This window comes from Pseudomonas sp. GW821-FHT01C01, from assembly GCF_059422645.1.
Genome location: NZ_JBWKXF010000083.1, coordinates 1 through 15,288 on the forward strand (window position 1 = coordinate 1; position 15,288 = coordinate 15,288).

Below are 15,288 nucleotides of genomic sequence, written 5' to 3' on the forward strand. Positions count from 1 at the left end.
CGCGAAGGCGGTTGGTCAGACAACATTAATGTCGACTGATCCACCGCCTTCGCGAGCAAGCCCGCTCCCACAATAGCGTTACAACTTGGCTTTGACCGCCGGCAACGCATCCTGCCCATCCACGGTCTTCACCCCATCGAGCCATTTATCCAGCACTGCGGGGTTGGCCTTGATCCATGCCTTGGCCGCATCGGTATTGCTGACTTTCTTGTTCACCACCTCGGCCATGATGCTGTTCTCCATGTCCTGGGTGAAACTCAGGTTGGTCAGCAGCTTGCCAACGTTCGGGCAGGCCTGTGCATAACCTTTGCGGGTCAGGGTGTGAACGCTGCCGGTGTCGCCGAAGTATTTCTCGCCGCCCTTGAGGTAATGCATTTTCAGCTGCACGTTCATCGGGTGCGGGGTCCAGCCGAGGAAGGTCACGAACTTCTGTTTTTTCACCGCGCGGGACACTTCCGCCAGCATTGCCTGCTCGCTGGACTCGACCAGTTTCCACTGGCCCATGTCGAAATCGTTTTTCTTGATGATCTCTTGCAGCGAGATGTTCGCCGGCGCGCCGGAGCCGATGCCGTAGATCTTGCGGTCGAACTTGTCGGCGTATTTGTTCAGGTCGGCAAAGTTATGCACACCCGCGTCCCACACGTAGTCCGGGACGGCGAGGGTGAATTCGGTGCCGTCGAGGTTCTTCGCCAGTTGCGTGACATCGCCGCTGGCGACGAATTTGTCGTAGAAGCCCTGCTGCGCCGGCATCCAGTTACCCAGGAACACATCGACCTGGCCATCCTTGAGCCCGCCAAAGGTGATCGGCACCGCGAGGGTGTCGACCTTGGCCTTGTAGCCCATGCCGTCCAGCAGAAACCCGGTGATGGCATTGGTCGCGGCGATGTCGCTCCAGCCCGGGTCGGCCATCTTCACCGTCTCGCAACTCTGATCGGCAAACGCCGATGCACTGCCCAGAGCCAGGAGCCCGACCGTCAGTACTGTGGATAACCTTTGCATGGACTTCCCCTTAACATTATTGGTTTTGGCAGGGTTGTGGATAACGTGCTTTACGTTCCAGATCGTCGAGGTCGATGTGGTTGCGCATGTATTGCTGACTGGCGTCCACCAGCGGCTGGTGATCCCAGCTCTTCAGCTTGCCGAGGGTCAGCGCCTCGGCCACGAAACGCCGGCGCCGCTGGCTGGCGAGCACCTGCTGGTGAATCGCCGGGATGTTCCATTTGGCCCGTGCTTCGACGAGAAAATCGTCGAACAGCTGGCGATGTTGCGGCGAATTGCTGAGTTCTTCCAGTTCGTGAGGGTCGTTGTGTACGTCGAAGAGTAGGCAAGGGTCGTCTTCGCTGTAGATAAATTTGTAGGCGCCCCGGCGGATCATCATCAACGGGCTGATGGTGCCTTCAGCCATGTATTCGCCGAACACTTCGTCGTGCCCACCCTGCCCTTGCAGGTGCGGCACCAGCGAACGGCCATCCAGCGGCAAGCCAGGTTCCAGCGAGCCGCCGGCCAGTTCAACGAAGGTCGGCAACAGGTCGGCGGTCGAAACGCTGGCGCTGACCCGACCGGCACCGAATTGCCCCGGTGCGCTGATCAGCAACGGCACCCGCGCGGCCATCTCATACCAGTGCATTTTGTACCAGAGGCCACGTTCGCCGAGCATGTCGCCATGGTCGCCGGAGAAGACGATGATGGTGTCGTCGATCAATCCGGTATCTTCGAGGGTTTGCAGGAGTTTGCCGACGTTGCTGTCGATATAGCTGCACGCGCCGAAATAGGCGCGGCGGGCATCGCGAATCTTATCCACAGGAAGTGGCTTGCCCCACAGGTCGTAGACCTTGAGCAAACGTTGCGAGTGCGGATCGAGGTCATGCGGGTCCGGGGTTGCAGGCAGCGGGATGTCGGTATCGTCGTACAAATCCCAGAAAGCCTTGGGAATGGTGTACGGGTCGTGTGGGTGAGTCATCGAAACGGTCAGGCAGAACGGCTGATCGCCATCCTCGCGAATGTGATCGAACAAGTACTGCTGGGCCTTGAACACCACCTCTTCGTCGAAATCCAGCTGATTGGTACGCACGCATGGGCCGGCTTGCAGCACCGACGACATGTTGTGATACCAGGTCGGGCGCACGTCTGGTTCATCCCAGTTCACCGCCCAGCCGTAGTCGGCCGGGTAAATGTCACTGGTCAGGCGCTCTTCGTAGCCATGCAGTTGGTCCGGGCCGCAGAAATGCATCTTGCCCGACAGGGCGGTGCGGTAGCCGAGGCGACGCAGGTAGTGGGAATAAGTCGGAACGTCGGCGGGGAAGTCGGCGGCGTTGTCGTAGGCGCCGATCTTGCTCGGCAACTGGCCACTGACCAGGGTGAAGCGCGAAGGCGCGCACAGTGGGCTGTTGCAATAAGCGGAGTCGAACACCACGCCTTGGGCGGCGAGGCGGCTGAGATTGGGCAGCTTGATCGGCGATGGGCCGTAGAACGGCAACATTGGCGCGGCCATTTGATCGGCCATGATGAAAAGAATGTTCTTGCGCTTCATGTGATCGCGGCATTCCATAGTGGATGTTTATGCGAGAGTGCTGGCTTCGAGAATGAAACCCTCGCACCTTGCGGTAAAGCCCACGCACGGCAATGACTAGGATAAGCACAGCTTATGTATGACGCCCTTGGTGACCTGTCACTGGATCTGCTTCGCGCCTTCGAAGCGGCGGCCCGTCAGCGCAGCTTTACCGCGGCGGCGGTTGAGCTGGGCACAACACAACCGGCCATCAGCCAGCAGATCAAGCGCCTTGAAGAACAACTGGCGACCCGATTGTTCGACCGCATTTATCGCGGTATCGGGCTGACCGAGGCCGGGCAGATTCTTTTTGAGCAGGTTCAGCTCGGATTGCAGAATATCGACGCAGGATTGAGCGCAATCAGTGCACAGAAACAGCATGAAGTGCTGCAGGTTGCCACGGATTTTGCCTTCGCCGCCTATTGGTTGATGCCGCGTCTGCACCGCTTTCATGCGGCCAATCCACAGGTGGATGTCAGCCTGGTCACCAGTGAACGCAGTCATAACATGCTTCGTACAGATATCGATGTGGCGGTGCTGTTCGGCGATGGCCGCTTCAAGCAGGGTGAAAGTCATTGGCTGTTCAGCGAGGAAGTGTTTCCGGTGTGCAGCCCGCAATTGTTGAGCGAACGGACCTTGCCCTTGCCGGCCCAGGCATTATTGGAGTTTCCACTGCTGCACCTGCGTGGGGAACACAGCAGTAACTGGTTCGACTGGAGTGGTGTGTTCCGCGCCCTGGGCATTACCTCGCCCCCGGCGCCCGGACAGTTGCGCTTCGACAACTACACCCTGCTGATTCAGGCCGCAATTGGCGGTCAGGGCGTGGCCATTGGTTGGCGGCACCTTGTGGATAACTTGCTCGCACAAGGGTTGTTGTGTCGACCGATCGGCGAAACGGTGATGTCGAGGCTGGGTTACTACGTGGTTCTGCCCCAGCGCAAACGGCGTGGAGCGTTGATCCAGCAGTTTGTGGACTGGTTGATGGCCGAGCAGGCCAGCAGTGCGGAGTCATTGTCGGGGTTGTCATTGCCTTCGATTGCGGTGTGAGACGTGAAAAGATCGCAGCCTGTGCCGTGTGATCTGCTCGAGCAGATTTAGAGGATTTCAAATGCAACGCATAACGGGCTACCACGCCCATGTCTATTTCGACGCCAGCACCATCGATCAGGCGCGAGCCCTGTGTGAACAGGCCGCGCAACTGTTTCCACTGAAAATGGGCCGCGTGCACGAGCGCCCGGTCGGTCCGCACCCGGACTGGAGCTGCCAGTTGGCGTTCGAGCCGCAGGTCCTGGGCGACGTGCTGCCGTGGCTGGCGCTCAACCGCAAGGGGCTGGTGGTGTTCCTGCACCCGGACACCGGTGACGATCTGCTCGACCACACCGAGCACGCGATCTGGATGGGCGCGATTCGGCCGCTGGATCTGTCTATTTTTTGATCAAATGGTTTCTTCGGCCTCGCCGGGCAAGTGTTCGTCCAGGTGCAGCCACGGCAAGCGGCTGTCGGTCCAGATGTGCCGCTCGGCCGGTGCTTGCTCGGGATGGTCGAGGGTGGCGATGGTCAGGTCGATGGTTTTCGGGCTCAGGTGCGTCACCACCGCCAGTTGCGCCCCACAGTGGCCACAGAAGTATCGCGCGCAGGTGGATGACGAGTCGTACCGCGACGGTGTCCCGGCCAACCATTTAAAGGCGGATACCGGCACGGTGATCCAGGTGGTCACGATGCCGCCGCTGACCCGTCGGCAAATCGAGCAATGGCAGTGGACGATATCGTGCAGCGGCCCGCTGAATTGATAGCGCAGTTGCCCGCAATGGCAGCCGCCGGTGTGAGTTTTGTTCATGGCACCTCTCCTGATGCGTCATCACTGACGCCTTCGCGAGCAAGCCCGCTCCCACACTGGATCTGTGTCGGACATAAAGCCAGGCGGGCTTGCTCGCGAAGGCTGTAACCCGGTTCACCTCCCAGCCCGGTCCGACGACTGGTCGTGCATCTGGTCAAAGCTTTCATCACCGAAAGCTGGCTGAAAGCTTCCCCGATTAGGATCGCCGCCACTGCCGGCAAAAGACCGGTTGGCCAATGCCAGCGTGTTATCGCTCGCACAGCCCATTTAACAACAACAATGGTGATTCTGATGTCCTCTTCTACTACTCGCCGCTTCGCTGAAACTCCTCCCGTACGCCTCGTGCTTCCCGTTCTGCGCTGATCACGCCCGATCCGCCCATTCCCTAGCCGCGCTACGCCTGGAGTATTCCCATGCTGACTTTCCTTGGCTTCGCCATGGTCATCACGTTCATGTTCCTGATCATGACCAAGCGCCTGTCCGCGCTGATCGCCCTGATCATCATTCCGATTGTCTTTGCCCTGTTCGGCGGTTTTTCGCCGAAAATCGGCCCGATGATGCTCGAAGGCATCACCAAGCTTGCGCCAACCGGCGTGATGCTGATGTTCGCTATTTTGTACTTCGCCCTGATGATCGACTCCGGCCTGTTCGACCCGGCCGTGCGCAAGATCCTCAAACTGGTCAAGGGCGACCCGTTGAAAGTTTCGGTCGGCACCGCCGTACTGGCGCTCGTCGTTTCCCTCGATGGTGACGGCGCGACCACTTATATGATCTGCGTGGCCGCCATGCTGCCGCTCTACAGCCGTATCGGCATGAGCCCGCGGATCATGGCCGGCCTGATCATCCTCGCCGGTGGCGTGATGAACATGACCCCATGGGGCGGCCCGACCGCTCGCGCCGCCAGTGCGTTGCATGTGGACCCGTCCGACATCTTCGTACCGATGATTCCTGCAATGCTGGCCGGTGTGGTGGCGATCCTGGTCATTGCCTACTTCTACGGCAAGCGTGAACGTGCACGCCTGGGTGAACTGCACCTGGTGGGTGATGAAATCGACCACAGTGAAATCAGCGTTTCGCAGTTCCCGGATGCCCGTCGTCCGAAGCTGATCTGGTTCAACGGCGCCCTGACCCTGGCCCTGATGGGCACCCTGATCGCTGGCCTGCTGCCGTTGCCGGTGCTGTTCATGGTGGCGTTCAGTATCGCCATGATCGTCAACTATCCTTGCCTGCAACAGCAGAAGGATCGCGTCGCGGCTCACGCCGGTAGCGTGTTGGCGGTGGTCGGGCTGATCTTTGCGGCCGGTATCTTCACCGGTATCCTGACCGGCACCGGGATGGTCGACGCCATGTCGAAAAGCCTGCTGGCGGTGATTCCGGACTTCCTCGGCCCGTACCTGGCGGTGATCACGGCGCTGGTCAGCATGCCGTTCACCTTCTTCATGTCGAACGATGCATTTTATTACGGCGTGTTACCGGTTCTTGCCGAGGCCGCCAGCCATTACGGTATAACCGCGGTGGAAATGGCACGTGCCTCGATCGTCGGTCAGCCCGTCCACCTGTTGAGCCCGCTGGTTCCATCGACCTACCTGTTGGTGGCCCTGGCCGGTATCGACTTCGGTGACCACCAGCGCTTCACACTCAAGTGGGCAGTGCTGGTTTGTATCTGCATACTGATTGCTGCACTGCTGTTGGGGACTTTCCCGATGTTCAGCACTCTATAAGCCCAAGACTCACCACTTCGGGTCCAGGCTTCGCTGTTTGAAGCCCGGGCCCTTTGTGGTTTAACAATCGCTCAAAGGAATACACATGGAATGGCTGACCAACCCTGAGATCTGGGTTGCCTTCTTTACCCTGACCGCCCTGGAAATCGTCCTGGGTATCGATAACATCATCATGATTTCGATCCTGGTCAGCCGCATGCCCAAGCACATGCAGGCGCGCACCCGAATTTTCGGTCTGGCGCTGGCGATGGTCACGCGGATTCTATTGCTGCTGTCGATCACCTGGGTCATGCGCCTCACCGCCGACCTGTTCGAAGTGTTCGGCCAGGGTATTTCCGGGCGCGACCTGATCCTGTTCTTCGGTGGTCTGTTCCTGCTGTGGAAAAGTTCGCAAGAGATGTACCACGCGCTGGAAGGTGAAGACGAAACCAGCGACGAGCCAAGCGGCAAGGGCGGTAACTTCCTCTACACCATCATCCAGATCGCGATCATCGACATCGTGTTCTCCCTGGACTCGGTGATCACCGCGGTCGGCATGGTGTCCCACGTACCGGTCATGGTCGCGGCAATCATCGTGGCCGTACTGGTGATGATGTGGGCTTCCGGCACCATCAGCGAGTTCATCGACAAGCACCCGTCGCTGAAGATGCTGGCGCTGTCGTTCCTGTTGATCGTCGGTACTGTGCTGATTGCCGAATCCTTCGACGTGCATATCCCTAAAGGCTACGTCTACTTCGCCATGGCGTTCTCGCTGGCAGTGGAAGCGATCAACATCAAGATGCGCACCGCGATTGCGAGAAAGAAGAAACAGCAGGACCCGGTGAAACTGCGCAAGGACATTCCGGGCCAGTAACAACACCCTGTGGGAGCGGGCTTGCTCGCGAAGACGGAGTGTCAGTCAACATCAATGTTGCCTGGTACACCGCTTTCGCGAGCAAGCCCGCTCCCACTTTGTTTTTTGGCGGGTTGCATGAACGGGATTTCATGACTGTTTTGTTTCAATCCCTTCTTTGGCTATGCGATGCTGGCGCGCAGACCGTTAGCCAACTACAGCTTAAGTACAGAACGTAGAACGTCGCGCGGTACCGTCAACTTGCTCCTTTGGAGCGCTACACCACAGGGGGCCTGTATGCTCACCCTGCTCAATTTACTTTCTGCCGTGGCCCTGCTGATCTGGGGCACGCACATCGTCCGAACCGGCATCCTGCGGGTCTACGGTACCAATCTGCGCCATGTCATTGGCCAGAACATGTCCAAACGCTGGTTGGCTTTCGTCTCCGGGATCGTCGTGACGGCGATGGTCCAGAGCAGCAACGCCACCGCCATGCTCGTCACTTCCTTTGTCGGCCAGGGCCTGATGGCGCTGACCCCGGCGCTGGCCACCATGCTTGGCGCGGACGTCGGTACGGCGCTGATGGCGCGGGTGCTGACGTTCGATCTGTCGTGGCTGTCGCCGTTGCTGATTTTTGTCGGGGTGATTTTCTTTCTGTCGCGCAAGCAGACTCGACTTGGGCAGATGGGCCGTGTCGCCATTGGCTTGGGGTTGATCATTCTGGCGCTGCAACTGATTGTCGAAGCAGCGCATCCGATTACCCATGCCAAAGGCGTGAAGGTGATTTTCGCCTCGCTCACCGGCGACATCCTGCTCGACGCCCTGGTCGGCGCGCTGTTCGCGATGATTTCCTATTCCAGCCTGGCCGCTGTGCTGCTGACCGCGACTCTGGCGGGTGCCAACGTGATCAGTCTGCCGGTGGCCATCGGGCTGGTGATCGGCGCCAATATCGGCAGTGGCGTACTCGCCTTCCTCAGCACCAGCATGCAGAACGCCGCCGGGCGCCAAGTGGCGCTCGGCAGCTTGCTGTACAAACTGATTGGTCTTTTATTGATCATTCCGGTACTCGATCCGCTAGCGCACTGGCTCGATGGCCTCGATTTCAGCCCTCAGGAACTGGTCATTGGCTTTCACCTGCTCTACAACACCGTGCGTTGCCTGATCCTGCTGCCCAGCCTCGAACCGATGGCCAGGTTTTGTGCCTGGGTGCTGCCGGACCGCCCGCAGGCCAACGGCACGGCCAAGCCCCGGCATCTTGACCCCACGGCGTTGGTCACCCCCGGTTTGGCGCTGGCCAACGCGGCCCGGGAAACCCTGCGCATGGGTGATCTGATCGACAGCATGCTCGAAGCCATGCTCGATGTGTTGCGCGGCAAGCAAACTGCCGTCACCCAGGAAATGCGTCGCCTGACCGATGATGTGGAAGCGCTCTACAGCGCGATCAAGTTGTATCTGGCGCAAATGCCCCGGGAAGATCTCAGCGATCAGGACAGCCGGCGCTGGGGGGAAATCATTGAACTGGCGATCAACCTGAAACTCGCCAGCGACTTGATCGAACGCATGCTGCGCAAGATTCAGCAGCAGAAAACCTCGCAGCGCCGGTCGTTTTCCGAAGTCGGGCTGGATGAATTGACCGGGCTGCATACTCAATTGATTTCCAGCCTGCGGCTCGGGATGTCGGTGTTTCTCAGCGGCGACCCGGAAAGTGCCCGGCAGCTGGTGCGTGAAAAACGTCGTTTCCGTGCACAGGAACGGCGCCTGGCCCATGCTCATGTCAGCCGCTTGCAACGTAAAATCGTGCAAAGTATCGAAACCAGTTCTTTGCACCTGGAGCTGATCGCCGACATGAAGCGTCTGAATTCACTGTTTTGCAGCAGTGCCTACGTGGTGCTGGAAACATCGGACACCGGCGCGCTGGTGGTCGACGATTTGAGTGACATCACGCATTCACCCTGAACGTCCACAGTTGCCTGAAGTCTGTTGAACTTACGCTCGCCGTATGGAAACCCGTTATGCGTTGTCTGTTGTTCGCCTGCCTGTTGCTTGGTGCATTCCCTTCATTCGCCCTGGATCGCTTCCAGGTCGAGGGCTACACCCTGCGCAACGGTCTGCAGTTGCTGCTCAAGCCCGGCACCGACCGCGGGCATGTGGCGATCCGGCTGGTGGTCGGCGTTGGCCTGGACGATTTCAACTGCGAAGAAAAGGAGTTGCCGCATCTGCTGGAACACCTGCTGTTCAGCGGCATCGACGCCAGCGGCGAAGGTGGCCTGGAAGAACGCATGCAGGCCTTGGGTGGTGAGTGGAACGCCTACACCAGTAACGCCGATACGACTTTCGTCATCGAGGCCCCGGCGAAAAACCAGCGCAAGGTACTCGACCTGCTGCTGGCGCTGCTGACCCAGACGCGCTTCGACGACTACGCCATCAACGCTGCCAAGCAAGTGGTCGAGCGTGAAGACGGCGGCCACTACTCGCACCTGCAGCGCTGGCTCGATCGTCAGGACCTGGGCCACACCGCCAGCAACCAGCTGGCCGTGGAACTGGGCCTCAAATGCCCGGAGCGTGCGCAAGTCGACGACCTGACCCGTGAACAACTGGAGCGGGTGCGCAAGGACTGGTATGCGCCGAACAACATGACCCTGATCGTGGTCGGCGACCTCGACAAGTTGCTGCCGGCCTATCTGGAGCGGGCGTATGGCGCGCTGGAAGCGATCACCCCTGGCGAGCATCCTCCGCTTCCGCAAATCCAGGCCAGCGCCGCCCATGAGCGCACCCTGACCCACGGTCTGGTCGGCAACGGCGCCAAGTTGCACTGGCTGGTGCCGGAGCCGGTACTGGAGGACGAACACGACGAAACCTTCGATTTGCTCAAGGATTATCTGGATTGGGCGCTCTATCGCCAGTTACGCCTGGCTCATGGTTTGTCCTACGGCCCGTGGGCGGAACGCGAGGTGTTCGGCGGCGTCGGCTTCATGAGCCTTAATGCAGACCTTGAGCGCGACGACGTGCCCGAAGCCGAACAAGTGCTCGATGACTTGAAGGCCGGGTTGCTCAAGGATGGCCTCAAAGCCGACACCTTCGAACGCCTCAAGCAGGCGGCCATTGCCCGCCAGGCCTGGGCCGTACAAGGCAACAGTGCGTTGGCCGACTACTACTGGAGCGCCATCGGCGACTACGAGGACGGCCAATTCGCCAACCCGGCCCGGGAGCTGCAAGCCGTGACGCTGGAAGAGGCGAACAAGGCCGTGCGTGAATTGCTCCTGCAGCCGGGGTATTTGCGGATCGAGAAGCCTTTGTTCAGTTATGACCAGTTGATGTGGTTGGTGGTCGGGGTGTTGGGGTTGAGTGTGCTTGGGCTGCTGGGTTGGCGCTTCAGCCGTAGGCGTTAACCCGATCCTGTGGCGAGGGAGCTTGTCGGATCGCCGCACCGTCCCGCTCGGCTGCGCAGCAGTCGCAATAGGGGAGTCCGCGTGCCATCTGACAATATGCGATGAATGGTTTTGGGGGCGCTTCGCACCCCAGCGGGAGCAAGCTCTCTCGCCACAGGTTGTTTTGTTTTGGCCACAGGGTTTTATGTTCGCTCAGGCTGACCGGGACCCTCGCCACAGCGCCGCGCCAACGGTACTCTGTCGAGGTTTTTTCCTACGACTACTGTGAACTGCCGAATGCAAAACCTGACCCTTTTCGTACAGCGCATCCTCGAATTGATGAAGCGCTACCCCGGGGTCATTGCGCTTTGTGGTTTCATCTCCGGGGTGGGCAGTTTCATTCTGGTCGATCGCCAGCAAGGCCTGGCGAGCTGGATCACCACCATCATGCTGATCAGCTGGATCTGGTTGATGCTGGAAAACAGCCTGACCAAGCTGTTCACGCGCATCTTCAAACGAGAGATCCCGGAGCCGTTGCTGCGTTACGCGACGCAGATGATTCATCAGGAAAGCCTGTTCTTTGTCCTGCCGTTCTTCTTCATCACCACGACGTGGAACAGCGGCCAGTTGGTGTTCACCGGGCTGTTGGGTATCGCGGCGCTGATTTCGATTATCGACCCGCTCTACTACAAATGGCTGGCTCCACGGCGCTGGGCGTTTCTGGCGCTGCACACCCTGACTTTGTTTGCCGCGCTGCTCACTGCGTTGCCGGTGATCATGCACCTGACCACCGCACAGAGTTTCAAATGGGCGTTGGGCATTTCGGTGCTGTTGTCGTTCCCGAGCCTGGCGTCGATCTTCCCGATTCGTACCGTGCGCAGTGCGCTGGCGATTTTGAGTATCACCCTGGGTATCGGTGTCGTTGGTTGGGAGCTGCGCTCGTGGGTGCCACCGGCGACGCTTTGGATGACCGATGTGGCCATCAGCACGCAAATGCAGGACCGCACGCCAGGCGCCAGCCTCGACGAAGTCAGCGCCGAGCAGATTCGCAATGGCGGGCTCTACGCGTACACCGCAATCAACGCCCCGCGTGGCCTGGACGAACGGATTTATCACGTCTGGCAATTCAACGGTAAAGAGGTCGACCGCATCCCCCTGGATATCCGTGGCGGGCGCAAGGAAGGTTACCGGGCCTGGACCCACAAGCAGAACTTCACGGGCAATCCGGTCGGCAAATGGCAGGTCCGGGTGCTGACCGAAGATGGCCAGGTCATCGGCGTGCTGCGTTTCGAAGTCACGGACAGCACAGCGATCAAAGAAAAGTAGCCCGGTTCGTGCTATTACGTACAGCTGCATAATCACTGAACAAGCACGGAGCTTATGATCAGCAGCACGATGGCCGGCAACGCCCGATTAGACACGTCGCTTACCCCTGCGCGGTTGCGGGTGACGGGCGACTGGACGCTTGCCCATTACGCTGACCTCAAGTTGTTGAGCGAAAAACTCCAGGGCCAGTACGACGCCAACACCCCCATCGACCTCAACGGACTGGGTGCCCTCGACACCGCCGGCGCCTCGCTGTTGGTCGAGTTGCTTGGCTCTGAGCGCCTCGGTCGCTCTGCCGAACATCCTGATTGCACACTCTCCTCCGCCGATCGGGCGTTGCTGCAAACCGTCTACTGCTCGTTGAGCGATTTCTGTGTACCGATCAAGGAACCGGAAGTCAGTGTTTCCATTCAGTTGCTGACCCGCATTGGCCGCGCGGTGGACGCCGTCTGGCAGGACACCCTGCAACTGCTGGGTTTCGTCGGTCTGATCATAGAAACCATCGCCCGCGGCCTGTTCCGGCCTAAACGCTGGCGCGTCACGCCGATGATCGCGCACATCGAACAGACCGGCCTCGATGCCGCCCCAATCGTTGCCCTGCTGACCTTTCTGGTAGGCGCCGTCGTGGCATTTCTCGGGTCGACGGTGCTGGCCACTTTCGGCGCCACTGTCTTTACCGTGGACCTGGTGGGATTCGCCTTCCTGCGCGAATTCGGTGTGCTGCTGACCGCGATCCTGATGGCCGGGCGTACCGCCAGTGCGTTCACGGCGCAAATCGGTTCGATGAAGGCCAACGAAGAAATCGACGCCATTCGCACCCTGGGCCTCGACCCCGTGGAATTGCTGGTGGTGCCGCGAGTCCTGGCGTTGCTGATCGCCCTGCCGATGCTGACCTTCCTGGCGATGCTGTCGGGGATTATCGGCGGTGGCGTAGTCTGCGCGGTGGCGCTGGATATCTCGCCGGCGATGTTCCTGTCGCTGCTGCAAACGGACATCGGCGTTCAGCACTTTCTGGTGGGGATCGTCAAAGCACCGGTCTTCGCCTTCCTCATCGCCGCGATTGGTTGCCTCGAAGGCTTCAAGGTCAGTGGCAGCGCCGAGTCCGTGGGTGCCCACACCACATCGAGCGTGGTGCAGTCGATTTTCGTGGTGATCGTGATGGATGCGATAGCCGCGATGTTCTTCATGGAGATGGGCTGGTGAGTCGTGTCCCCCGAGCGCCCTCCGAGGCGGTGATTGAAGTGCGTGGGTTGTGCAATCGCTTTGGCCGCCAGAGCGTGCATGAGAACCTCGACCTGGACTTGTACAAAGGCGAGATCCTCGCCGTGGTCGGCGGCTCCGGTAGCGGCAAATCGGTGCTGCTGCGCAGCATTGTCGGGTTGCGCCAGCCCAGCGAAGGCGTGGTGAAAGTCTTCGGCAAGAACCTGCCAACCTTGTCGGAGCACGAGCGCTCGCTGGTGGAACGACGCTTTGGCGTGCTGTTCCAGAAGGGTGCGCTGTTCTCTTCGCTGACGGTGACCGAGAACGTCGCCCTGCCACTGATCGAACACGCCGGTTTGAGCCGCAACGACGCCGAGCACCTGGCCGCGGTGAAAATGGCCCTGGCCGGATTGCCGCTGTCGGCGGCGGAGAAGTACCCCTCGTCGCTGTCCGGCGGCATGATCAAGCGTGCCGCGCTGGCCCGGGCACTCGCACTGGACCCGGACATCCTGTTTCTCGACGAACCCACCGCCGGTCTCGATCCGATTGGCGCCGCCGCGTTCGACCAATTGATCCTGACCCTGCGCGATGCCCTGGGCCTGAGTGTCTTTCTGGTGACCCACGACCTCGACACGCTCTACACCATCACCGACCGGGTGGCGGTGCTGGCGCAGAAAAAAGTGTTGGTGGCGGATGCCATCGACAAGGTGTCGGAAACCAACGATGCGTGGATTCACGAATACTTCCATGGCCCTCGCGGCCGCGCGGCATTGACGGCCGCCCAACAGCTCAAAGAGGTCTGACATGGAAACCCGAGCCCATCATGTATTGATCGGCCTGTTCACGGTGATTGTGGTGACAGCCGCGCTGCTGTTCGGCCTGTGGCTGGCCAAGTCCAGTGTCGACACCGAGTTCAAGGACTACGAGGTTGTGTTCAACGAGGCGGTCAGCGGTTTGTCCAAGGGCAGTTCGGTGCAGTACAGCGGGATCAAGGTTGGCGACGTGATCTCGCTGCGCCTGGACCCGAAAGACCCGCGCCGGGTGCTGGCGCGAATTCGCCTGGCCGGCGACACCCCGGTCAAGGAAGACACCAACGCCAAGCTGGCCCTGACCGGTGTCACCGGGACCTCGATCATCCAGCTCAGCGGCGGCACGCCACAGAGCCCGACGCTCAAGGGCAAGGACGGCAACCTGCCGACCATCGTCGCATCGCCCTCGCCCATCGCCCGCCTGCTCAATGACAGCAACGACCTGATGTCCGGCGTGAACACCCTGATGCAAAACGTCAACTTGATGTTTTCCACGGAAAACATCGAGCGCATCAGCAACACCCTGGAGCATCTGGAGCAAACCACCGGGACCATTGCCGAGCAGCGCGGCGATATCCGCCAGGCCATGCAGCAACTGGCCTCGGTCGGCAAGCAGGCCAACAACATGCTGGAACAGACCACGACGCTGATGCGTAATGCCAACGGGCTGCTCAACGAGCATGGCAAGGAAGCGCTCGGCAGCGCCGAGCAGGCGATGAAATCGCTGCAGGAGAGCAGCGCTACCCTCAACAAACTGATCACCGCCAATCAGGATTCGCTCAACAGCGGCATGCAGGGCCTCAATGGGCTGGGCCCGGCCGTGCGCGAGATGCGCGAAACTCTGTCCTCGTTGCGCGTCATTACCAAACGTCTGGAGGCCAACCCCAGCGGTTACCTGCTGGGCAGCGAAAAGACCAAGGAATTCACGCCATGAAGCTGATTCTGATTGCCCTCCTCGCTGGCTTCACGCTGATCAGTTCGTGCTCGATCCTGCCCAAACCCGAGCCCTTCGAAGTCTATCGATTGCCGTCGGCCCAGAGTGCATCGGCCAGCCATGGCGTGCCGCAGCGCTGGTCGCTGCGCCTGACCAAACTTCAATCCAGCGAAGCCTTGAACAGTCCGAACATTGCCGTGATTCCTCAGGGCGACCTGATCAGTCACTACCAGGGCTCGCGCTGGAGCGACCCGGCGCCGGTGCTGGTGCGCAATCGACTGCTGGACGGTTTTCAACATGACGGGCGGGTGCCGCTGTTGAGCACCGATGACAGCATTTTCCAGGCCGATCTTGAATTGGGCGGCAGCCTGCAGGCGTTCCAGACGGAATACCAAGGTACGAATGCCAGCGTGATCGTGCGTCTGGATGCGTTGCTGGTGCGCAGCTACGACCAGCGCATCCTCGCCAGCCGCCGCTTTGAAGTGCGCCAGCCACTCAGCGATGTGCAGGTACCGGCGGTGGTGGCCGGGTTTGGTCAGGCGAACGATCAGTTGACCGTGCAGGTGGTGAACTGGACAGTCGAGCAAGGACAGAAACTCGCCCCAGCGCCCAGACCTTGAAGAAGAACACAGTCCCCCTGTGGGAGCGGGCTTGAACTGGTCAAGTAATCCCGGACACCGATTACGGTGTTTATGCCGCTTTTTGCTCCATGG

Annotated in this window: 14 protein-coding genes; 11 read left to right on the top strand and 3 right to left on the bottom strand. The window is 60.1% G+C overall.

Annotation, left to right across the window (positions count from 1 at the left end):
- Positions 1-78: 78 nt before the first annotated feature.
- Together choX and betC are read right to left on the bottom strand one after the other, a co-directional pair.
- Positions 79-999, bottom strand: coding sequence for a choline ABC transporter substrate-binding protein (gene choX, locus AC07XF_RS27800; RefSeq protein WP_495029070.1), 921 nt, complete (start codon positions 997-999; stop codon positions 79-81).
- 16 nt (positions 1,000-1,015) lie between these two features.
- Positions 1,016-2,530 carry a choline-sulfatase gene (betC, locus tag AC07XF_RS27805; RefSeq protein ID WP_495029071.1) on the bottom strand — a complete coding sequence of 505 codons (1,515 nt, stop codon included), beginning with the start codon at positions 2,528-2,530 and terminating at the stop codon, positions 1,016-1,018.
- Positions 2,531-2,644: 114 nt separating this feature from the next.
- Between betC and AC07XF_RS27810 the strand changes: the two genes are divergently transcribed.
- Positions 2,645-3,595, top strand: coding sequence for a choline sulfate utilization transcriptional regulator (locus AC07XF_RS27810; RefSeq protein ID WP_495029072.1), 951 nt, complete (start codon positions 2,645-2,647; stop codon positions 3,593-3,595).
- A gap of 61 nt (positions 3,596-3,656) precedes the next feature.
- Positions 3,657-3,983 (top strand): DOPA 4,5-dioxygenase family protein, encoded by a 327-nt coding sequence (locus AC07XF_RS27815; protein WP_204932670.1) that lies wholly within the window; start codon positions 3,657-3,659, stop codon positions 3,981-3,983.
- Here the strand turns inward: AC07XF_RS27815 and AC07XF_RS27820 are convergent, their stop codons facing one another.
- Positions 3,984-4,385 (bottom strand): GFA family protein, encoded by a 402-nt coding sequence (locus tag AC07XF_RS27820; RefSeq protein WP_495029073.1) that lies wholly within the window; start codon positions 4,383-4,385, stop codon positions 3,984-3,986. It abuts the gene before it with no gap.
- A gap of 413 nt (positions 4,386-4,798) precedes the next feature.
- On the opposite strand from AC07XF_RS27820, the gene AC07XF_RS27825 reads away from it, so the two are divergent.
- The 9 genes from AC07XF_RS27825 (at position 4,799) to AC07XF_RS27865 (ending at position 15,195) form a co-directional block, all read left to right on the top strand.
- A complete protein-coding gene (locus AC07XF_RS27825) occupies positions 4,799-6,106 on the top strand; it encodes a CitMHS family transporter (RefSeq protein WP_007985124.1) in 1,308 nt (435 codons plus the stop codon).
- An 85-nt stretch (positions 6,107-6,191) separates the two neighbouring features.
- Positions 6,192-6,959, top strand: a complete 768-nt coding sequence (locus AC07XF_RS27830) for a TerC family protein (RefSeq protein WP_495029074.1) — start codon at positions 6,192-6,194, stop codon at positions 6,957-6,959.
- A 276-nt stretch (positions 6,960-7,235) separates the two neighbouring features.
- Positions 7,236-8,894 (top strand): Na/Pi cotransporter family protein, encoded by a 1,659-nt coding sequence (locus tag AC07XF_RS27835; RefSeq protein WP_495029075.1) that lies wholly within the window; start codon positions 7,236-7,238, stop codon positions 8,892-8,894.
- A gap of 56 nt (positions 8,895-8,950) precedes the next feature.
- Positions 8,951-10,327, top strand: a complete 1,377-nt coding sequence (locus AC07XF_RS27840) for a M16 family metallopeptidase (protein ID WP_495029076.1) — start codon at positions 8,951-8,953, stop codon at positions 10,325-10,327.
- Between the two features lie 276 nt (positions 10,328-10,603).
- A complete protein-coding gene (locus AC07XF_RS27845) occupies positions 10,604-11,632 on the top strand; it encodes a DUF5924 family protein (protein WP_495029077.1) in 1,029 nt (342 codons plus the stop codon).
- Between the two features lie 54 nt (positions 11,633-11,686).
- Positions 11,687-12,835, top strand: a complete 1,149-nt coding sequence (locus AC07XF_RS27850; protein ID WP_495029078.1) for an ABC transporter permease — start codon at positions 11,687-11,689, stop codon at positions 12,833-12,835.
- Positions 12,832-13,635 (top strand): ABC transporter ATP-binding protein, encoded by an 804-nt coding sequence (locus AC07XF_RS27855; protein ID WP_347909909.1) that lies wholly within the window; start codon positions 12,832-12,834, stop codon positions 13,633-13,635. Before AC07XF_RS27850 ends, AC07XF_RS27855 begins: the two co-directional genes overlap by 4 nt.
- A 1-nt stretch (position 13,636) precedes the next feature.
- The gene (locus tag AC07XF_RS27860) at positions 13,637-14,575 is read left to right on the top strand and encodes an MlaD family protein (RefSeq protein ID WP_495029079.1); all 939 of its coding nucleotides are present in this window, start codon (positions 13,637-13,639) and stop codon (positions 14,573-14,575) included.
- Positions 14,572-15,195 (top strand): ABC-type transport auxiliary lipoprotein family protein, encoded by a 624-nt coding sequence (locus AC07XF_RS27865; RefSeq protein ID WP_495029080.1) that lies wholly within the window; start codon positions 14,572-14,574, stop codon positions 15,193-15,195. Before AC07XF_RS27860 ends, AC07XF_RS27865 begins: the two co-directional genes overlap by 4 nt.
- Positions 15,196-15,288 lie beyond the last annotated feature (93 nt).